Annotated in this window: 22 protein-coding genes; 9 read left to right on the top strand and 13 right to left on the bottom strand. The window is 60.5% G+C overall.

What is annotated here, in order from left to right:
- Positions 1-52 precede the first annotated feature (52 nt).
- From ACZ0A4_RS03235 to ACZ0A4_RS03225, 3 genes are all read left to right on the top strand, one after another.
- Entirely contained in the window at positions 53-967 is a 915-nt protein-coding gene (locus ACZ0A4_RS03235; protein WP_463573046.1) for an urea transporter, read from the top strand.
- 21 nt (positions 968-988) lie between these two features.
- Positions 989-1,813 (top strand): ion transporter, encoded by an 825-nt coding sequence (locus ACZ0A4_RS03230; protein ID WP_016987501.1) that lies wholly within the window; start codon positions 989-991, stop codon positions 1,811-1,813.
- 104 nt (positions 1,814-1,917) lie between these two features.
- The gene (locus ACZ0A4_RS03225) at positions 1,918-2,916 is read left to right on the top strand and encodes a sulfate ABC transporter substrate-binding protein (protein ID WP_463573044.1); all 999 of its coding nucleotides are present in this window, start codon (positions 1,918-1,920) and stop codon (positions 2,914-2,916) included.
- 241 nt (positions 2,917-3,157) lie between these two features.
- Here the strand turns inward: ACZ0A4_RS03225 and ACZ0A4_RS03220 are convergent, their stop codons facing one another.
- Positions 3,158-3,769, bottom strand: a complete 612-nt coding sequence (locus tag ACZ0A4_RS03220) for a hypothetical protein (protein WP_463573042.1) — start codon at positions 3,767-3,769, stop codon at positions 3,158-3,160.
- A 243-nt stretch (positions 3,770-4,012) separates the two neighbouring features.
- Between ACZ0A4_RS03220 and ACZ0A4_RS03215 the strand changes: the two genes are divergently transcribed.
- On the top strand, positions 4,013-5,200 hold the full coding sequence (locus ACZ0A4_RS03215; protein ID WP_463573041.1) for an MFS transporter: 1,188 nt from the start codon (positions 4,013-4,015) through the stop codon (positions 5,198-5,200).
- 69 nt (positions 5,201-5,269) lie between these two features.
- On the opposite strand, the gene ACZ0A4_RS03210 is transcribed toward ACZ0A4_RS03215, so the two are convergent.
- Both ACZ0A4_RS03210 and ACZ0A4_RS03205 read right to left on the bottom strand, forming a co-directional pair.
- The gene (locus ACZ0A4_RS03210) at positions 5,270-5,674 is read right to left on the bottom strand and encodes a type II toxin-antitoxin system HicB family antitoxin (protein ID WP_122844880.1); all 405 of its coding nucleotides are present in this window, start codon (positions 5,672-5,674) and stop codon (positions 5,270-5,272) included.
- Positions 5,674-5,886 (bottom strand): type II toxin-antitoxin system HicA family toxin, encoded by a 213-nt coding sequence (locus ACZ0A4_RS03205; protein WP_108226823.1) that lies wholly within the window; start codon positions 5,884-5,886, stop codon positions 5,674-5,676. The genes ACZ0A4_RS03210 and ACZ0A4_RS03205 overlap by 1 nt, the downstream gene beginning before the upstream one ends.
- 220 nt (positions 5,887-6,106) lie before the next feature.
- On the opposite strand from ACZ0A4_RS03205, the gene ACZ0A4_RS03200 reads away from it, so the two are divergent.
- From ACZ0A4_RS03200 to ACZ0A4_RS03190, 3 genes are all read left to right on the top strand, one after another.
- Positions 6,107-6,763 (top strand): peroxiredoxin-like family protein, encoded by a 657-nt coding sequence (locus ACZ0A4_RS03200; RefSeq protein ID WP_463573040.1) that lies wholly within the window; start codon positions 6,107-6,109, stop codon positions 6,761-6,763.
- A 25-nt stretch (positions 6,764-6,788) separates the two neighbouring features.
- Positions 6,789-7,508: an SDR family oxidoreductase gene (locus ACZ0A4_RS03195; protein WP_463573039.1), complete on the top strand. Its 720-nt coding sequence runs from the start codon at positions 6,789-6,791 to the stop codon at positions 7,506-7,508.
- Positions 7,509-7,652: 144 nt separating this feature from the next.
- The gene (locus ACZ0A4_RS03190) at positions 7,653-8,531 is read left to right on the top strand and encodes a LysR family transcriptional regulator (RefSeq protein WP_463573038.1); all 879 of its coding nucleotides are present in this window, start codon (positions 7,653-7,655) and stop codon (positions 8,529-8,531) included.
- Between the two features lie 63 nt (positions 8,532-8,594).
- Here the strand turns inward: ACZ0A4_RS03190 and ACZ0A4_RS03185 are convergent, their stop codons facing one another.
- From ACZ0A4_RS03185 to ccmA, 10 genes are all read right to left on the bottom strand, one after another.
- Positions 8,595-8,999 carry a hypothetical protein gene (locus ACZ0A4_RS03185; protein ID WP_158830025.1) on the bottom strand — a complete coding sequence of 135 codons (405 nt, stop codon included), beginning with the start codon at positions 8,997-8,999 and terminating at the stop codon, positions 8,595-8,597.
- Positions 9,000-9,024: 25 nt separating this feature from the next.
- The gene (gene ccmI / locus ACZ0A4_RS03180; RefSeq protein ID WP_463573036.1) at positions 9,025-10,227 is read right to left on the bottom strand and encodes a c-type cytochrome biogenesis protein CcmI; all 1,203 of its coding nucleotides are present in this window, start codon (positions 10,225-10,227) and stop codon (positions 9,025-9,027) included.
- Entirely contained in the window at positions 10,224-10,694 is a 471-nt protein-coding gene (locus ACZ0A4_RS03175; RefSeq protein ID WP_122600267.1) for a cytochrome c-type biogenesis protein, read from the bottom strand. Before ACZ0A4_RS03175 ends, ccmI begins: the two co-directional genes overlap by 4 nt.
- The gene (locus tag ACZ0A4_RS03170; RefSeq protein WP_463387741.1) at positions 10,691-11,227 is read right to left on the bottom strand and encodes a DsbE family thiol:disulfide interchange protein; all 537 of its coding nucleotides are present in this window, start codon (positions 11,225-11,227) and stop codon (positions 10,691-10,693) included. Before ACZ0A4_RS03170 ends, ACZ0A4_RS03175 begins: the two co-directional genes overlap by 4 nt.
- On the bottom strand, positions 11,224-13,212 hold the full coding sequence (locus ACZ0A4_RS03165; RefSeq protein ID WP_463573035.1) for a heme lyase CcmF/NrfE family subunit: 1,989 nt from the start codon (positions 13,210-13,212) through the stop codon (positions 11,224-11,226). Before ACZ0A4_RS03165 ends, ACZ0A4_RS03170 begins: the two co-directional genes overlap by 4 nt.
- Positions 13,213-13,215: 3 nt before the next feature.
- Positions 13,216-13,671 carry a cytochrome c maturation protein CcmE gene (gene ccmE / locus ACZ0A4_RS03160; RefSeq protein WP_463573034.1) on the bottom strand — a complete coding sequence of 152 codons (456 nt, stop codon included), beginning with the start codon at positions 13,669-13,671 and terminating at the stop codon, positions 13,216-13,218.
- On the bottom strand, positions 13,668-13,844 hold the full coding sequence (gene ccmD / locus ACZ0A4_RS03155) for a heme exporter protein CcmD (protein WP_003222944.1): 177 nt from the start codon (positions 13,842-13,844) through the stop codon (positions 13,668-13,670). The genes ccmE and ccmD overlap by 4 nt, the downstream gene beginning before the upstream one ends.
- On the bottom strand, positions 13,841-14,596 hold the full coding sequence (locus tag ACZ0A4_RS03150; RefSeq protein WP_016987487.1) for a heme ABC transporter permease: 756 nt from the start codon (positions 14,594-14,596) through the stop codon (positions 13,841-13,843). Before ACZ0A4_RS03150 ends, ccmD begins: the two co-directional genes overlap by 4 nt.
- Before the next feature lie 78 nt (positions 14,597-14,674).
- On the bottom strand, positions 14,675-15,343 hold the full coding sequence (gene ccmB, locus ACZ0A4_RS03145) for a heme exporter protein CcmB (protein WP_007919970.1): 669 nt from the start codon (positions 15,341-15,343) through the stop codon (positions 14,675-14,677).
- On the bottom strand, positions 15,340-15,975 hold the full coding sequence (gene ccmA, locus ACZ0A4_RS03140) for a cytochrome c biogenesis heme-transporting ATPase CcmA (RefSeq protein WP_463573033.1): 636 nt from the start codon (positions 15,973-15,975) through the stop codon (positions 15,340-15,342). Before ccmA ends, ccmB begins: the two co-directional genes overlap by 4 nt.
- Before the next feature lie 197 nt (positions 15,976-16,172).
- On the opposite strand from ccmA, the gene fliK reads away from it, so the two are divergent.
- Positions 16,173-17,747 (top strand): flagellar hook-length control protein FliK, encoded by a 1,575-nt coding sequence (fliK, locus tag ACZ0A4_RS03135; protein WP_463573031.1) that lies wholly within the window; start codon positions 16,173-16,175, stop codon positions 17,745-17,747.
- Positions 17,744-18,073, top strand: a complete 330-nt coding sequence (locus ACZ0A4_RS03130; protein ID WP_463573030.1) for an EscU/YscU/HrcU family type III secretion system export apparatus switch protein — start codon at positions 17,744-17,746, stop codon at positions 18,071-18,073. Before fliK ends, ACZ0A4_RS03130 begins: the two co-directional genes overlap by 4 nt.
- Positions 18,074-18,144: the final 71 nt, after the last annotated feature.

Below are 18,144 nucleotides of genomic sequence, written 5' to 3'. Positions count from 1 at the left end.
CAGCCTGTTGGCGAAAAAGGCAACTCGGTTTCACTGACTTTCAGAACTGCCCATGCCTGCCAATCATTTCAACACCCACTGCCCCGACTGGGCCGAGGCTTTGCTCAACGGTTTCAGTCAAATATTCCTTCAGCGCCATCCGCTGTGTGGCCTGCTGTGCCTGTTGGCGATCCTGCTGACGGCGCCCGTGTTGTTCGCCGGTGCGCTGCTCGGTGCCGTCGCCGGATTGCTCACCGCGCAACGACGCAACTACGCCAAGGCTGATCGCCAAGCCGGGCTGTTCAGCTACAACGGCATCTTGCTCGGCCTGCTGCTGAGCCTGTATTTCCCGTGGTCGCCCATGCTGCCGCCGTTGATTCTCGCCGCTGGTGGATTGAGCGCGATGGTGACTCAACAATGGCTCAAACACGTGTACCGCAGCCGGTCCATACCGGCCTACACCTCGCCATTCGTGGCGATGAGTTGGGTTCTGCTGCTGTTCGCCGAACCGTCGACGCCGATGGCGCACATCGAGATGAACACGCTAAACCTGCTCGCCGCCGAACTGCGCGGTTTGGGCCAAGTGATGTTCCTCGGCCATCCACTGGCCGGCGCGCTGATCGCCATCGGCCTGTTGATCGCTGATCGCCGGGCGTTTTGCTGGGCAATGCTGGCGTCTGCCATTGGCCTCGGTTCCAGCCTGCTGCATCACGAAAGCGGCTCCGCTTTGCTCGGTCTCGGCAGCTATAACGCCGTGCTCGCCGCCCTTGCATTCTCCGCGCAACGCCAACAACCATGGCTGCCGCTGCTCGGCATCGTGCTGGCGCTGCTGGTCACTCCGCTATTTGCTGCCGTCGGCCTCGCCACTCTGACCGCGCCGTTCATCCTCGCCGGCTGGCTGATCCGCGCCGGTATTCAGATGCTCGGCAAAACCCCGGTCGAGCGTGCGCCTTGCGCTCATGGGGAGAATCAACCTAGGCTGCGCTGATCTTCGATTCAGGCGTTACCCATGGACAGCAGCAACAGTTGGCGCGAACGGCTTTACGTCATGATTTTCCAGAGCGACACCCTCGCCGGGCGTCGCTTCGACGGCATCTTGCTGTTGATCATCCTTGCCAGTCTGGTGATCGTGATGCTCGACAGCATCGACAGCATTCACCAGAACTACGCCGACGTGCTGGCCTACATCGAGTGGGGCTTCACGATCATCTTTCTCGGCGAGTACATCCTGCGCCTGTACTGCTCGCCCAAGCCGTTGCGCTACGCCTTCAGCTTTTACGGGCTGGTGGATTTGCTGGCGATCGTGCCCGGCATCCTCGCCCTGTATTACAGCGATGCGCAGTACCTGCTGATCATTCGAATCATCCGCATGCTGCGGATTTTCCGCGTGCTCAAGCTCAGCCCGTACCTCAAGCAAGCCAACTATTTGATGTCGGCGCTGCGCGGCAGCAAACAGAAAATCGTCGTCTTTCTGGTCAGTGTCTGCACGCTGGTGACGGTGTTCGGCACGCTGATGTACGTGATCGAAGGCCCGGAGCATGGCTTCACCAGCATTCCCAAAGGCATCTATTGGGCGATCGTCACGCTGACCACCGTGGGCTTCGGCGACATCGTGCCGAAAACTCCGCTGGGTCAGGTGATTTCTTCGCTGGTGATGATCACCGGTTACTCGATCATCGCCGTACCGACGGGGATTTTCACCGCCGAACTGGCCAACGCCATGCGCGGAGAACAGCTGCAACACGACTGCCCGGTGTGCAAGAAAAACAGCCATGAACACGGCGCCGCGTTTTGCTCACGATGTGGCAATGCACTGTTCAAGAAACTGGAATAAGCAAAGAGCTTTTTAATCTTTAAACGACTATGCATGCACCGTTATAGTCAGTGGCAATTGAACATCACCCCCTGCTTCTACACCGATAAAACAAGGAATGCGCAGTGAAAAAAATCTTTGGCGCCTCACTTCTCGCCGCCGGCCTGGCCTTGGCCAACATCGCCCAGGCAGCCCCAACGCTGCTCAACGTTTCCTACGACGTGATGCGCGATTTCTACAAGGACTACAACACTGCGTTCCAGAAACACTGGCAAGCCGAGCACAACGAAAACATCACCGTGCAGATGTCCTTCGGCGGTTCGAGCAAGCAAGCGCGCTCGGTGATCGACGGCCTGCCGGCTGACGTCATCACCATGAACATGGCCACCGACATCAACGCCCTCGCCGACAACGGCAAACTGGTGCCGGAGAACTGGGTCACCCGTCTGCCGAACAACAGCGCGCCGTTCACCTCGGCCACGGTGTTTATCGTGCGCAAAGGCAACCCGAAAGCCCTGAAAGACTGGCCGGATCTGCTCAAGGACGGCGTGCAAGTGATCGTGCCAAACCCGAAAACCTCGGGTAACGGTCGCTACACCTACCTGTCGGCCTGGGGCTATGTGTTGAAGAATGGCGGCGACGAGAACAAGGCCAAGGACTTCGTCGGCAAACTGTTCAAGCAAGCGCCAGTGCTCGATACCGGTGGCCGTGCGGCGACCACGACCTTCATGACCAACCAGATCGGCGACGTGCTGGTGACCTTCGAAAACGAAGCGGAAATGATTGCCCGCGAGTTTGGTCGTGATCAGTTTGAAGTGATCTACCCGAGTGTTTCGGCTGAGGCCGAGCCGCCGGTTTCTGTGGTCGATAAAGTGGTCGACAAGAAGGGTTCGCGTGCGGCGGCGGATGAGTACCTGAAGTACCTGTGGTCGCCGGAAGGTCAGGAGATTGCCGCGGCAAATTACCTGCGTCCGCGTGACCCGGCGGTGCTGGCGAAGTACACCGATCGTTTCCCGAAAGTTGATTTCCTTTCGGTTGAGAAGACCTTTGGTGAATGGCGTACGGTGCAGAAGACTCACTTCAATGATGGCGGTGTCTTCGATCAGATCTATACCGGCCAGTAACAGTTAAGCTGACATGAAAAAGGCGACCCTCAACGGTCGCCTTTTTTTGTGGCCGCTTTACCCTCACCCCAGCCCTCTCCCGGAGGGAGAGGGGGCCGACCGTGGGATGCTCAAAAGATTCGCCGACCTGAAAGTGCTGCTGTGAATCCATAATCGCTGCAAGTCTTTCAGGTCGATGTATAGCGCCAGACACCTCGGTCAGTCCCCTCTCCCTCCGGGAGAGGGCTAGGGTGAGGGGCTTCTACATCGGTGGTGTCACCCCATCCTTACCCGCAGAAATCGCCTGCGCAGTCAGCGTGCCGTCTGCACTTTGCGTGACGAAGGTGACGATCTTCACTCCAACCTTCAGCAAGCTCCGATCCCCCGGCGTCAGATTGACGATCGGCACATCCTCCGGCACCAGAATTTTTTGCTGCCCGCCCTTGTAGTTCACCGTCAGCACCCGCCCGTTGCTCACCACCAGATCGCCGACGCTGCCATTGGTCATGCTGCTGCCCTTGGCCAGATCGAATGGACGATGGCCATCGCCACTCCCCGCCAGCTCCGGCGGGAACACGTGCACTTCCAGCGCTTTGAGTGTGCCGTCTTCCTGTGGCATTGCTGCCGAACCGATGTAGCTACCGGGTTTGATGTCTTCGATGTTGGCCAGGGTGACGGCGCGAACCTTGGTGTCGGTCGCCAGCTGAATCACCACGTTCTCGCCGCTGTTGACGTGGACTTTCAGTGAGTCGGCGCTAACCCCGGTGATCTCGCCGCGCACGCCGATGCGCATCCCAGGTGCATCAGCGGCCTGCACGCTCGTCGCGCCGAGCAGGCTGATCAGGACAATCGTTGCGATAAGGCGAAGCTTCATGGCAATCCTCCGGTCATGAATGTGGAACAAGCCGATGCAAACATAAGCACGCTATCGAACAGGATGTAAGTGAATGTATCATCGACCCTCAACGGTCGGACGCAAGGTCCGCCGATGGATGACAAGTCGATAGCATCGGGTCATTCCGCAACGGAATAACTGATATCAACCGCCGGCGTCTTCTGCCTGCCCGGTTTGTCCCATAGCCTCACCGCACTCCCTTTCGCTGGATCGAGAAACCTTATGACCACCACCGCTCACGCAATGACCCGAGGCATGGTGCTGCTGTTCGCCTTCTGCTGCGGCGCCATCGTTGCCAACATCTACTACGCGCAGCCGATCATCGGTCTTATCGCGCCGGACATCGGTCTCTCCGACACCATGGCCAGCTTCATCGTCTCGCTGACGCAAATCGGTTATGCGCTGGGCCTGTTCTTTCTGGTGCCGCTGGGCGATCTGCTGGAGAACCGCCGGTTGATGATCATCACCACCGTGGTGGCGATTGCCAGCCTGTTGGCGGCGGCGTTTACCGATCAGCCGAACGTGTTCCTGCTGATCTCGTTGCTAGTGGGCTTCAGTTCGGTGTCGGTGCAGATTCTGATTCCATTGGCTGCGCATCTGGCTCCGGAAGAATCACGTGGCCGGGTGGTCGGAGGGATCATGGGCGGTTTGTTGCTAGGTATTTTGCTGGCGCGGCCGGTGTCGAGTGTGGTCGCCGACCATTTAGGCTGGCGGGCGATGTTCATGATTGCTGCCGCATTGATGGCGGCAATCAGCGTTGTCTTGGCACTGACCGTGCCCAAGCGCCAACCCGATCACAGCGCCACTTATGGTCAACTGATTGGCTCGCTGTGGACCCTCCTGCGTCAGCAACCGGTATTGCGTCAGCGAGCGTTTTATCAGGGCTGCATGTTCGCCACGTTCAGCCTGTTCTGGACTGCGGTGCCGCTGGAACTGGCGCGCAACCATGGTCTGTCGCAAAGCGAGATCGCTATTTTTGCTCTGGTCGGTGCCATCGGTGCCATCGCCGCGCCAATCAGCGGGCGTCTGGCCGATGCCGGTCATACCCGCATCGCCTCGCTGCTGGCTATGCTGTTCGCCAGCCTGAGCTTCCTGCCCGCGTTCATCCACCCCGCCTACAGCGTTATCGGCCTGGCCGTGACCGGCGTGGTGCTCGACTTCTGCGTACAGATGAACATGGTTCTCGGCCAACGCGCTGTTTACTCGCTGGACGCGAAAAGCCGTGGCCGTCTGAACGCGCTGTACATGACCAGCATCTTCATCGGCGGCGCGTTTGGTTCGTCGGTGGCCAGTGCGGTGTACGAGCATGGCGGCTGGTTGTGGATCGTGATTGTCGGCAGTGTGTTTCCGCTGTTGGCGTTGTTGCGGTTTTTGAGTGCTTCGCAGCGCGGCTCATTGGCAACGGCGTAAGGCGTTAAAAGCTTCGCGAGCAAGCTCGCTCCCACAGGTTACTCACTACGCCCGTGGGAGCGATGACGTTCAATATCGAACCAGTTTTTCCATCGCCGCGTCCGCCAGAAAGGAGGAGCGGCTTTTGACGTTGTGCTCGCGCACATAACGATCGATTCGCTGGATAACGTAACCGGGCAGCGTCACGTTGACCTTCTCGGTCTTGCCGAGATACGGCGAGATATCCAGTTCCAGCATGCCCCATCCCATATCGGCGAATTCCGGATTACTGCGATGGGCGGATGCCGATGTCGGCATAGGGATCGACTCACCGTCCGCCGCAATCTCTTGCAGCATGATGTGGGCGATTTCAACCGCCGCATTGTAGGCATCTTCAAAGCTATCCCCTGCCGTAACGGCGCCGGGAATATCGGGGATCTGAATACCAATGGCGGTATTTTCGTCACCCCATTCGATGCAGATTGGATATTGCATTATGGATCTCCTTGGTAACTGGCTGGCGGGTTATACAACCCGGCACGCCTCCTGATGCTTTTGACCGTCCCCAGTGGCAAATCCTTTTTCGGGTGAGGGACGGGAATCGTGTACGGGTTGTATCGGTGAGTGAAGATGTGATGACTGCCGGTGATCCGATCCAGCACCCACCCCGCCTCCTCCAACTCCTTGATCAATTGCCTGCTCTGCACCAATCGCCTCCTTGGCTTGGCCTATTAAAAATAACCCTAGAGTTATCTTTATTCAAGCACAGGAAACCGCAAAGCGACGTCCGGTTGTTTTGCAGAGTGTGAGTTTTCATTCATTCCCACCAAGCATGAATGCTATGCCCCGCACCGGCGTTCTCCTGCCCGTGCCTGACAGTCACTCTTGAACCCAGCCACTACCGGCGCTTCTTCAGGACTTCCGACCATGACGCTGCAAGCAAAACTCGATGCCTTCAAAGCCGACTTCAAGGCCGGCAAACCACCTTACAACGCCCCGGCCGATATCCACCCGGTGATGGAACGCGCCACTGCCGAACTGATCGCCTCTGATGCCGCCAGCCGTGCGTTGAAGGTCGGCGACACGGCGCCGCTGTTCACCCTGAAAGACCCTGAGGGCAACCCGGTCTCGTCCGCCGACCGGTTGGCGCAGGGGCCGTTGGTGCTGACGTTTTATCGTGGCGTCTGGTGCCCTTACTGCAACATGGAGTTGCAAGCACTCCAGGCTTTTCTGCCGGCGATTCAGGACGCCGGGGCGAGTCTGCTGGCGATTTCACCGCAGATCGCTGCCAACAGCCGTAAGTCGCAACGCATCAACGAGCTGCAATTTCCGATCCTCAGCGACCCGCGCAATGACGTGGCGGCAGCCTTCGGGCTGCGTTTCGAATTGCCGCCCTACCTGATCGAGCTGTACAAGAACCTGCGCAATGACCTGCCGAGCTTCAACGATGATCCCGCGTGGACCTTGCCGATGCCGGCGCGGTATGTGATCGGTCAGGATGGCGTGATTCGTTACGCCGAGGTCAACCCGGATTACACTCAGCGTCCCGAGCCTGAAGCGATGCTGGATGCATTGCGCGGCTGAATCGATGATCTGCCCTGGAGTTGCCATGACCCGACGTACTTTCCTCATCACCGGCGCCAGCAAAGGCATTGGCCGGGCGCTGGCCGAACATCTGGACCGCGCCGGGCATCGCGTGGTGGGGATTGCTCGCCAGCCGGATCTGAGCTTTCCGGGGATTCTGTTTCCGCTGGACCTGAGCGATCGCAAGCTGACCGGTGAGGTTCTCGCGGAGCTGGCGCGCACCTATGAGTTCGACGGGTTGGTGAACAACGTCGGGCTGGTGCGTCCGCAGGCGTTGGGCGATATCGATCTGGATGCCTTCGACGACGTGATGCGGCTGAATCTGCATTCGGCGTTGCAGGCGACTCAGGCGCTGCTGCCGGGGATGCGCACGCGCGGTTGGGGTCGGGTGGTGAATATTTCCAGCCTGACGGTGTTGGGCATCACCCAGCGCACGGCGTATGCGGCGGCGAAAGCGGCGCTGGTCAGTTTCACCCGCTCGTGGGCGCTGGAGCTGGCGCAAACCGGCGTTACGGTGAACGCCGTGGCACCGGGGCCGACCGAGACCGAACTGTTCCGCGCCAACAATCCGCCGGGCAGTGAAGGCGAAGCGCGCTATCTGGCCGGGGTGCCGATGGGGCGGCTTGGGCAGCCGGAGGAGATTGCGTCGGCGATTGCATTTCTGCTTTCGGAGCAGAGCGGCTTCGTCACCGGGCAAACCCTGTTTGTCGATGGTGGCGCCTCGGTCGGTAAAGCCGCATTCTAATTAACACCGCAAATCCCCTGTGGGAGCGAGCCTGCTCGCGAATACGGTCTGTCAGACCCATTGATGTTGCTGATACGCCGCTTTCGCGAGCAGGCTCGCTCCCACAGGAATCGACGATATATCCAGATTTGTACAGGAGCTTTGATGGACCGCCTCGCCGCCATGGAAACCTTCGTCTGCGTCGTCGAAACCGGCTCGTTTTCCGCCGCCGCCCGGCGCCTGAACATCGGTCAGCCTGCCGTATCGAAAACCATCGCTCATCTGGAAAAACGCCTGGCCGTCAGCCTGCTCCTGCGCTCGACTCGCGGCCTGACTCCGACCGAAGCCGGACTGGCCTTTTTCGAGCGGGCCAAACGTGCACTCGAAGAAGCTGACGAGGCCGACAACGCCGCCCGTGGCAGCGCCAGCGGTCTGAGCGGCAACCTGCGAATCAGCGCCGCCGTGACCTTCGGTCGCCTGCACATCGTGCCGCAACTGGGGGCTTTTCTTGATCAGCACCCGCAACTGAACATCGACCTGATGCTCGACGACCGCAACATCAATCTGGTCGAAGAAGGCATCGACGTTGCCTTGCGCATGGGTGCACTCACCGACTCGGGGCTCACCGCCCGCAAGATCGCCGACTGCCGCCGCGTGGTACTCGGTACGCCGGCGTACTTTGCCAGGCACGGCGAACCGAGCTGCCCCGCTGAATTGAGCAAACACCAGGCGGTCGTCTACAACCTCGGCGGCGGCACCACTTGGGAGTTCGCCAAAGGTTCTGAAAAACAATCAGTGATCATCAGCGGACGTTTGCGCGTCAGCGCGGCCGAAGGTGTACGCGAAGCCGTACTGGCCAATCAGGGCCTGACCCTGGCTTCCGAATGGATGTTCGCCCCGGAACTGGCCAGCGGCGCAGTGAAAACTGTTATGCACGACTGGACCCTGCCCGATCTGGATTTATGGGCGGTGTTTCCGACGGGGAGAATGGCGAGTGCCAAGGCGCGGGCGTTTGTTGAGTTTGTGCAGGGGGTGTTGACCTAGCGAATACCCGCGAACGTTTCAAACAGACAAAAAAACGGCGATCCAAAGATCGCCGTTTTCGTTTTACTGCCCGAACTGCTTGCCCAACCCCGGTGGCACGCCGTGGATGTTGGTGTCTTCCCACGGGCCGTTCGGGCTGATCGAGCGGCTCCAGCCGTTGTTCCAGCGGTAGTAGGTGCGTTGGCGGTAGAAGGTGTTGGTCTGGTCGTCGAGAACGTAGACGCCGAGTTTTTGATCCCAGTGGCTATTGCCGCCCGGTGGCGGGGCGAAGCTGGCTGAGGTGCGCGGCACTGGTTTGGCCGGTTTCGCCGGGATGCTTTTGCCCGGGGTCGGTGAGGTCGACGGAGTCGGGCTGGGTTGCGACGGCGGGATCGGCGGCAGATTGGTGGTCGGTTCCGGGCGTTGCACCGCACATGCACTTAAGCCCAGGGCCAGTGTGAGGACTGTGATTCGGGCGATGGTGTGCATGGCGGTGCTTTCCTGTTGTGTCCGGCTATTTGTCCGGGCTGTCGATGGTCAGTTTTTGTAGCGCAGTGGTGCTGCTGGCCAGCGGGCCGCTGCGACCAACCCATTCACCGGCGGTCGGTTGACCAGCCCGTGAGATGCGCGCAACCAGTTGGACTTCAGGGAAGTTCGACAGTTTCAACTGCGGCATCATTGCGTCGGCATCGCCCAGTTCCACGGTCACCGGCAGATCGGCCACGGTCAGGCGCTTGGCTGCCAGCGGCGCTGGTGGGCCGGACGTCGCTCGGGCGAAAATGAACACGCTGTCCCCCGGTTGCACTTTGCTTCTGAGTTCGCTGGAAAGATCGACGCTGACTTTCAACAGTGCAGCTTTCGCAGCTACGGGTGCCTGAGCGACTTTGCCGCCACTGGCTTCCAGACGTTCGGCGGCGCGCTTGATCCCGCCTTGCAGCGCGGCTCGCGAGTTGTCGTCCGGCGGTAATTGCGCCAGCAAGCGATTCCAGTAGTCGATGGCTTCCTGATAACGTTCGCCTTCAAACGCAGCGATGCCGAGCAGGCCGAGGCTGGTGACTTCTTTCGGATCAGCCTTCAGCGCTTCGTCAGTCAGCGCCTGGATCTTCGCTGACCACTTCTTGCCGTCAGCAAAATACTGCGCCTGCGCCCACTGGCCGAGCAGTTCCGGCTGGCGCCCGGCAAGGTTGGCGGCTCGTTCGAACATCTTCGCCGCGTCCGCCGGACGCTCCTGAGCCATGTAGGTGCGGCCAAGGAAATACAGGCCTTCCGCAGAATCCGGTTGCGCCGCGACGGCACGTTCCAGACGCTGGGTCATCTCTTCCATCGATTGCGGCGCCTGAGCGAATTCGCGGGTCAGTTCGACCTTGTCGGCGGCACCGAAATGCACATACAGACCCAGGCCCAACACCGGCACCAACACCGCCGCCAGCAACGGCAACGGTTTACCCAGTTTCGAGATACGCGGTGCGGCTACACCTTCGGTATCTGCCAGCAACTCGCGCGCAGCCTCGGCACGACCGCTGTCCATTTGCGCCGCGTCGAGTACGCCTTCAGCCTGTTGCGCTTGCAACTCGGCGACACGCTCCTGATACAACGCAACGTTCAGGGCAGTACGATCCTCTTCACGCTGGGCGCGACGCTCACGCAAAACCGGGATCAGCAGAAAACTCAGGGCGACCAGAAGCAACAGCCCTGCGGCAAGCCAGAAATCAATCATTCTTGGTTTTTATCCAACAGTTGGTCGAGGCGCTGACGCTCTTCGATGGACAGCGCTTGCGGGGTCTCGGCACGCTGGCCGCGACGACGGCGGACGATCACCGCGATCACCACAACGCCACCGAGCAGCAGCCCGGCCGGGCCGAACCACAGCAATGCGGTCTTGGCATTGAGCGCCGGTTTGTAGCGGACGAAATCACCGTAGCGATCGACCATGAAGTCAATGATCTGCTGGTTGTCCTTGCCCTCGCCGAGCATGCGGAAAATCTCTTTGCGCAAATCAGCGGCGATGGGCGCGTTGGAGTCGGCGATGTCCTGGTTCTGGCACTTGGGGCAGCGCAGTTCCTTGGTCAACTCGCGGAAACGCTCTCGATCACCCTCTTTTGCGAACTCGTAGGTATCAATGGCCGCATGGGCGACACCGACCAGACTCAAGCCCAGAATCACAGCAGCCAAAAAACGCTTCATGGCTTGGCCTCATCGACCAGCGCCTGATACTTGGCCGCGAGTTTTTCGCGCCAGACCTGCTCATCGATCACGCCGACGTACTTGTCGCGGATGATGCCCTTGGCGTCGATGAAGAAGGTTTCCGGCGCGCCGTAAACACCGAGGTTCAAGCCCAGCGAGCCTTCGTCGTCACGGATGTCCAGCACGTACGGATTGTGGAATTCGGCCAGCCACTTCAAGGCATCGGCATTGGTGTCCTTGTAGTTGATGCCGTAGATCACCACGCCACGCTCGGCGAGCTTGTTCAGCACCGGATGCTCGACCCGGCAGGAAATGCACCATGTGCCCCAGACGTTGACCAGCGCCGGTTTGCCGAGAATGTCAGCCTTGGTCAGGCGCTTGTCGCCCTGCACGTTTGGCAGGGAAAACTCCGGGAATGGCTTATTGATCATCGCCGACGGCAGCTCCGCCGGATCGAGGTACAAACCGCGATAAAGAAACACCGCCACCAGCAGAAAAATCGCCAGTGGCACCAGCATCAACCAACGTCTCATGCCGCCGCTCCCGTCATGCCCAGCGCTTCACGCACCTTGGCTTTCACCTTGACCCGATAACGTCGATCGAGCGCTGCCAGCAACCCACCGAAACCTGTGAGCAGACCGCCGAACCAGATCCAGCGCACGAACGGCTTGACGTGCACGCGCACCGCCCACGCGCCGTTGTCCAACGGTTCACCGAGTGCAACGTAGAGGTCACGGGTAAAGCCAGCGTCGATGCCGGCTTCGGTCATCACCGAGTTCTGCACGGTATACAGACGTTTTTCCGGGTGCAGCACGCTGATTTCCTTGCCGTCACGAGTGACCCGAATCGTGCCTTTGTCGGACGTGAAGTTCGGTCCTTCGAAGTGCTTGGCGCCTTCGAAAATGAAGTGATAACCGGCCAGGTCCATCGATTCGCCCGGTGCCAGACGCAAGTCGCGCTCGGCACTGTTCTGGCTCGACAACACCACGCCCAGCGCACACACGGCGATGCCGAGGTGGGCGATCTGCATGCCCCAATAGCTGCGGGTCAGCGTCGGCAGACCTTTGATCAGGCCTTTGTGGCGAGTCTTGTCGACGATGTCGCGAGCACCGGCCAGCAGCACCCACGCGGCGAGCAGGAAGGTCGCGATCACCGCCCAGTTGAAATCGCCGTAAGCGACACCGGCGACTACGGCCAGCGCGACGCTGCCGAGCAGCACTGGCGTGAGCATGCCGGCCAGCCATTTCACCGGGGTGTCTTTCCAACGGACGATCACACCGACCGCCATGACCAGCATCAGCAGCGCCATCAACGGAATGAACAGTGCGTTGAAGTACGGCGGGCCGACCGACATCTTCGCGCCGCTGAGAGCATCGAGAATCAGCGGGTACAGCGTGCCGAGCAGGATCATCGACGCGGCCACGACCAGCACCAGGTTGTTGCCCAGCAGAAGGGTTTCCCGCGACCACAGGTTGAAACCGACCTGACTCTTGACCACAGGTGCGCGGAGGGCGAACAACGTCAGCGAACCGCCAACCACGAACAGCAGGAAGATCAGGATGAACACGCCCCGCTCCGGATCGGAGGCAAACGCGTGCACCGAAGTCAGTACGCCCGAACGCACCAGGAACGTACCGAGCAGGCTCAACGAGAACGCGGCAATCGCCAGCAACACTGTCCAGCTCTTGAACACGCCACGTTTTTCCGTGACTGCCAGCGAGTGGATCAGCGCGGTGCCGACCAGCCACGGCATGAAAGAAGCGTTTTCCACCGGGTCCCAGAACCACCAGCCGCCCCAGCCGAGTTCGTAGTACGCCCACCACGAACCGAGGGTGATGCCGATGCCGAGGAAGGCCCAGGCGACGATGGTCCATGGCCGCGACCAACGCGCCCACGCGGCGTCAAGACGACCGCCCATCAACGCCGCAATGGCAAAGGCGAACGCCACCGAAAAACCGACGTAGCCCATGTACAACATTGGCGGGTGCACGATCAGGCCGATGTCTTGCAGCAACGGATTGAGGTCAGCGCCATTACTCGGCATTTGCGGCAGGATGCGTTTGAACGGGTTGGACGTGAGGATCAGGAACAACAGAAAACCGGTACTGATCATGCCCATCACCGCCAGCACCCGCGCGAGCATCACCTGCGGCAACTGACGCGAAAATACCGACACCGCGAAAGTCCACCCGCCGAGGATCAGCGCCCACAGCAGCAACGAACCTTCGTGGGCACCCCACACCGCGCTGAATTTGTAGTACCACGGCAACGCGGTGTTGGAGTTGTTGGCGACATAGGCGACGGAGAAATCATCGGTCATGAATGCGTAGGTCAAAATGCCGAACGCAAACAGCAAAAACGCAAACTGCCCCCACGCGGCCGGCTGGGCCAGACTCATCCAGAAACGGTCGCCGCGCCAGGCGCCAATCAATGGCACAACGGCCTGCACCAGCGCAAAACACAGCGCCAGAATCATCGCCAGATGACCGAGCTCAGGAATAAAAATTGCCGATGTCATCGATCAACCCTCCTTCGCAGGCGTTGGTGCGGATTGACCGCTGTCTTTCAAGGCTTTGGTCACTTCCGGCGGCATGTACTTCTCGTCGTGCTTGGCCAGCACTTCATCGGCCACCACCACGCCCTCGGCGTTGAGCTTGCCGAGGGCGACGATGCCCTGCCCTTCGCGGAACAGATCCGGAAGGATGCCGCGATAGGCGATGGTCACGGACTTGCTGAAATCGGTGACGACGAATTTGACGTCGAGGGAATCCGGCGAACGTTGCAGCGAACCCTTCTCGACCATGCCGCCGGCACGGATGCGCGTGTCTTGCGGGGCTTCGCCATTGGCGATCTGGGTCGGGGTATAGAACAGATTGATGTTCTGCTGCAGGGCGCTGAGGGCCAGGCCGACGGCAGCGCCGACCCCGACCAGAATGGCCAGAATGATGATCAGACGTTTCTTGCGCAGCGGATTCACTTGCCGTTCTCCCGGCGCAGACGACGCGCCTCTTGTTGCAGATAGCGCTTGCGGGCCGCGATCGGCGCCACCACGTTGAGGATCAGCACCGCCAGACAGATGCCGTAGGCCGACCAGACATACAGGCCATGATGGCCCATGGCGAGGAAGTCGCCGAATGAAGCAAAACTCATCGAGCGGCCTCCAGACTGTGCTGCACTTCTTCTTTAACCCAACTGGCGCGGGCTTCACGCTTGAGCACTTCAAGACGCATGCGCAGCAACAGCACGGCGCCGAAGAAGCAGTAGAAACCCAGCACCGTCAGCAGCAGCGGCAGCCACATTTCCGCCGGCATCGCCGGTTTTTCCGTGAGGGTGAACGTCGCGCCCTGGTGCAGGGTGTTCCACCACTCCACCGAGTATTTGATGATCGGGATGTTGATCACACCAACGATGGCCAGCACGGCGCAGGCCTTGGCGGCGCTGTCGCGATTGCTGATGGCATTGCCCAGCGCGATCACGCCGAAATACAGAAACAGCAGGATCAGCATCGAGGTAAGACGCGCATCCCAGACCCACCACGAGCCCCAGGTCGGCTTGCCCCAGATCGCCCCGGTGACCAGCGCTACAGCGGTCATCCACGCGCCGATCGGAGCGGCGCATTGCAGGGCGACGTCGGCCAGTTTCATCTTCCACACCAGCCCGACCACACCGCATACCGCCAGCATCACGTAGATCGACTGAGCGAGCATCGCGGCGGGTACGTGGATATAGATGATGCGAAAGCTGTTGCCCTGCTGATAGTCCGGCGGCGCGAAGGCCAGGCCCCAAACGACACCGACGCCAATCAGCAGCAACGCTGCAATGCTCAACCACGGCAAGAACTTGCTGCTGATGCCGTAGAACCACTTGGGCGAGCCGAGCTTGTGAAACCAGGTCCAGTTCATACTGTTTCCATCACGGATGCCGCTCATCGGTGTGAGCAGTCTCAGGGTCTTTGCTGGTTAAATTTTAACCAGACCTCATTATTCGCCGACGCTGATCTTCAGGCCAGCAGCTATTGCAAAGGGTGTCAGGGTGATCGCCAGGGCGGTCAGGCTACCCAGCCACAGCAGATACCCGGTCGCCGGCATGCCTTGCAAGGCAGCCTGCAAGGCGCCACTGCCAAGGATCAACACCGGGATGTACAACGGCAGAATCAGCAGCGCCAACAACAGGCCGCCGCGTTTCAAACCGACCGTCAATGCCGCGCCCACCGCGCCGAGCAAGCTCAGCACCGGTGTACCCAACAGCAACGAAAGCAGCAAAACCGGCAGGCAGGCGGCAGGCAAACCGAGCATCAACGCCAGCAACGGTGAGAGCAAAACCAGCGCCAGACCGGAGAAAAGCCAGTGTGCCAGCACCTTGGCCAACACCAGAAGTGGCAGCGGGTGCGACGAAAGGACCCACTGTTCCAGGGACCCGTCTTCGAAATCACTGCGGAACAGCCCGTCCAGCGAGAGCAGGACTGACAACAGCGCCGCCACCCAGACTAACCCGGGGGACAGGTTTTGCAACACTTGAGTTTCCGGGCCGACGGCCAGCGGGAACAAAGCGATGACGATGGCGAAGAAAATCAGCGGATTGGCCAGCTCCGCCGGGCGGCGAAACAGCAATCGGGATTCACGGGCAACCAGCAGGCCGAACACACTCATACTGCCCAGTTCCCCAAATCGATGTCGCGATAACCGGCCGGCATCCGGCTCAGCGTGTGGTGCGTGGTCAACACCACCAGACCGCCGCGTTCGCAGTGCCCAGCCAGGTGTTCTTCAAGTTGCGCCACACCTTGTTTATCGAGAGCCGTGAACGGCTCATCGAGAATCCACAGCGGCGGGCTGTCCAGATACAAACGCGCCAGCGCCACACGGCGTTGCTGACCGGCGGACAGGCTGTGGCAGGGAACATCTTCGAAGCCGCGCAATCCTACAGCTGCCAGCGCTTGCCAGATCGCCTCGCGTTCGGCGGGATGATGCAGGGCGCACAGCCACGCCAGGTTCTCTTCCGGGGTCAGCAGATCCTTGATCCCGGCGGCGTGGCCGATCCACAGCAGGTTGCGTGCAAGTTCGCTGCGCTGTTCGGTCAGCGGCTGGCCATTGAGCAGGACTTGCCCGGCGGTCGGCTGCATCAGCCCGGACAGCAGACGCAACAGGCTGGTTTTACCGCTGCCGTTGGGGCCGCTGATCTGCACCATATCGCCACTGGCGAGTCTCAATTCGAGATTTTCGAAGAGCAGCCGCAGATCACGTTCACACGCGAGGGCAACGGTTTGCAGGACAGGACTGGTCAAGGGATCACGGGCCTTATACGGTTCAAGTCGGCTCTGGCGCGGCCGTTAAAGAGATGCAGCATAGATGCATTGACGGCTCGTTCTAGAGAGCTGGGTCAAACAATTGCTATGTTTTTTATTCGAAGCGCAAGACGGGCGGCATTATACATGTCGTGCCTTACTCTCAAGAGTGCATTTTCCTCAGGTTGTGTCCGCGTATGACAGGCGAAATGAACATCCTCCCGCTCCCGCCCACTACCCCGGCGACCGTTCGCCCGCAGGTCGGTGAGCTGCTCAAGCTGCTGACCCCGGTCGAAGGCCTGATTGCCGCCGGGCAAAGCGCCAAGGCCGAGGTATTGTCGCTCAAGCAGGCGGATCAGACCTTTCAGTTATTGCTCAAGGTGACCGTCGACGGCGGACGCCAGACCACCGTGCAGGCGACCAGCAATCTGCCGTTGCCGCAAGGCACAAGTCTGGCGATCACTCAGCCATCGGCGGGCAACCTGGCGATTACCGTGCAGCAGGCCATCGCCAGCAGTGTCGCCGCCCTCACCCGCATCGATACCGCGCAATTGCCGGTCGGCACGCTGCTGCAAGGCAAGGTGCTGACCTCGCAGGTGCTGCCGCAGACGCCGGGGCAAGCCGCGGTATTCCGTTCACTGGTCACGCTGCTCAACACTGCGCAGAGCGGCAGCACTCTGACCATCGACAGCCCGCAGCCGCTGCGCATTGGCACCTTGCTTTCGGCGCTGGTGGAAGACGCTCAAACCCTCAAGTTCTTGCCGATGAGCAGTCGTCAGGAACAACTCGCCGTGAGTCAGCAACTGGTCGGCCAGCAAAGTCGTCAGGCGTCACTCGGTGGGCTATTGAACGCCTTACAGAACCTGCCGCCAGTCGACGACCCCACTTCTGCAGATTTGCGTGCGGCAGTCGAGAAGCTGCTCGCCAGCCTCCCGGACGTGCAACAACTGAGTACCGCCAAAGGCGTGGCGCTGGCCTTGGCCAACAGCGGCGTGTTCCTCGAAGCCAAACTGCTGAGCGGACAGAACCCGACGCTGGCCCCGGACATGAAGGCCGACCTGCTCAAGCTGATCGCACAACTGACGCCGGGCCTGCCGAGCAGCACCAGTTTCAACGCGATCATCGCCGCCAACACCTTGGCGCAAGCACTGCCAAGCTTCGTCCGCAACGCCCTTGGCATGCTCGGTCAGGTCAGCGCCAAACCCGTGCCGAGCAGCTTCCCGCTGCCCGACCGCTTGCTGCAAAGCCTGGAAGGCGAAGGCGATCTGGAACAGTTGTTGCGCCTCGCCGCCGCTGCGGTATCGCGCCTGCAAAGCCACCAACTGTCGAGTCTCGAGCAGACCGGCGTCACCGACGACGGGCGCCTGCTCAGCACCTGGCAGCTGGAAATCCCCATGCGCAACCTGCAGGACATCGTGCCGTTGCAGGTCAAGTTCCAGCGCGAAGAAGCGCCGGAGCGAGAGCCGCAACCCAACGAACGTCGCGACGAACGCGAGCCCAAGCAACAACTGTGGCGCGTCGATCTGGCGTTCGACATGGAACCGCTCGGGCCGATGCAGATTCAGGCGCAGTTGATCGCCGGCAGCCTGTCCAGCCAACTGTGGGCCGAACGGCCGTACACCGCGGACCTGATCGGCAACAACCTGTTCGCCCTGCGTCAGCGCCTGCTTGATCGCGGGCTCAACGTCGGCGACATCGACTGCCACCTCGGCACGCCGCCGCAGGGCAACCAAACCCGTCTCGAACACCGCTGGGTCGACGAAACCGCATGAACGATTCCACTGCCCCACGCCAGGCCATCGCCCTCAAGTACGACGGCAACCACGCGCCGACCCTCACCGCCAAGGGTGATGAAGAGCTGGCCGAAGAAATCCTGCGCATCGCTCGCGATTGCGAAGTGCCTATCTACGAAAACGCCGAGTTGGTGCGCTTGCTCGCGCGCATGGAATTGGGCGACAGCATCCCCGAAGAGCTGTATCGCACGATCGCCGAGATCATCGCGTTTGCGTGGAATCTGAAGGGCAAATTCCCCGAGGGGCAGGACCCGAATGCGCCGATGATCGAGAAGGACGTCACCGATCGCGGGGATGATTACTGAGACTTCGAAGACGCCTTCGCGAGCAAGCTCGCTCCCACATTGGTTCGGCGTAAACCGATCTAATGTGGGAG

It is taken from the genome of Pseudomonas sp. AC172 (genome assembly GCF_979258595.1).
The sequence above is the reverse complement of the archived record's forward strand: the minus strand, read 5'-3'. Positions and strand labels throughout refer to the sequence as shown.

Coding starts and splice junctions, on each gene's coding strand:
- fliK (WP_463573031.1), top strand. CDS start 16,173: ATGACAGGCGAAATGAACATCCTCCCGCTCCCGCCCACTACCCCGGCG.
- ccmD (WP_003222944.1), bottom strand. CDS start 13,844: ATGAGTTTTGCTTCATTCGGCGACTTCCTCGCCATGGGCCATCATGGC.
- ccmI (WP_463573036.1), bottom strand. CDS start 10,227: ATGATTGATTTCTGGCTTGCCGCAGGGCTGTTGCTTCTGGTCGCCCTG.
- ACZ0A4_RS03150 (WP_016987487.1), bottom strand. CDS start 14,596: ATGAACTGGACCTGGTTTCACAAGCTCGGCTCGCCCAAGTGGTTCTAC.
- ACZ0A4_RS03175 (WP_122600267.1), bottom strand. CDS start 10,694: ATGAAGCGTTTTTTGGCTGCTGTGATTCTGGGCTTGAGTCTGGTCGGT.
- ACZ0A4_RS03200 (WP_463573040.1), top strand. CDS start 6,107: ATGACGCTGCAAGCAAAACTCGATGCCTTCAAAGCCGACTTCAAGGCC.
- ACZ0A4_RS03190 (WP_463573038.1), top strand. CDS start 7,653: ATGGACCGCCTCGCCGCCATGGAAACCTTCGTCTGCGTCGTCGAAACC.
- ACZ0A4_RS03130 (WP_463573030.1), top strand. CDS start 17,744: ATGAACGATTCCACTGCCCCACGCCAGGCCATCGCCCTCAAGTACGAC.
- ACZ0A4_RS03215 (WP_463573041.1), top strand. CDS start 4,013: ATGACCACCACCGCTCACGCAATGACCCGAGGCATGGTGCTGCTGTTC.
- ACZ0A4_RS03235 (WP_463573046.1), top strand. CDS start 53: ATGCCTGCCAATCATTTCAACACCCACTGCCCCGACTGGGCCGAGGCT.
- ACZ0A4_RS03220 (WP_463573042.1), bottom strand. CDS start 3,769: ATGAAGCTTCGCCTTATCGCAACGATTGTCCTGATCAGCCTGCTCGGC.
- ccmB (WP_007919970.1), bottom strand. CDS start 15,343: ATGAGTGTGTTCGGCCTGCTGGTTGCCCGTGAATCCCGATTGCTGTTT.
- ACZ0A4_RS03170 (WP_463387741.1), bottom strand. CDS start 11,227: ATGAGACGTTGGTTGATGCTGGTGCCACTGGCGATTTTTCTGCTGGTG.
- ACZ0A4_RS03165 (WP_463573035.1), bottom strand. CDS start 13,212: ATGACATCGGCAATTTTTATTCCTGAGCTCGGTCATCTGGCGATGATT.
- ACZ0A4_RS03185 (WP_158830025.1), bottom strand. CDS start 8,999: ATGCACACCATCGCCCGAATCACAGTCCTCACACTGGCCCTGGGCTTA.
- ACZ0A4_RS03230 (WP_016987501.1), top strand. CDS start 989: ATGGACAGCAGCAACAGTTGGCGCGAACGGCTTTACGTCATGATTTTC.
- ACZ0A4_RS03195 (WP_463573039.1), top strand. CDS start 6,789: ATGACCCGACGTACTTTCCTCATCACCGGCGCCAGCAAAGGCATTGGC.
- ACZ0A4_RS03210 (WP_122844880.1), bottom strand. CDS start 5,674: ATGCAATATCCAATCTGCATCGAATGGGGTGACGAAAATACCGCCATT.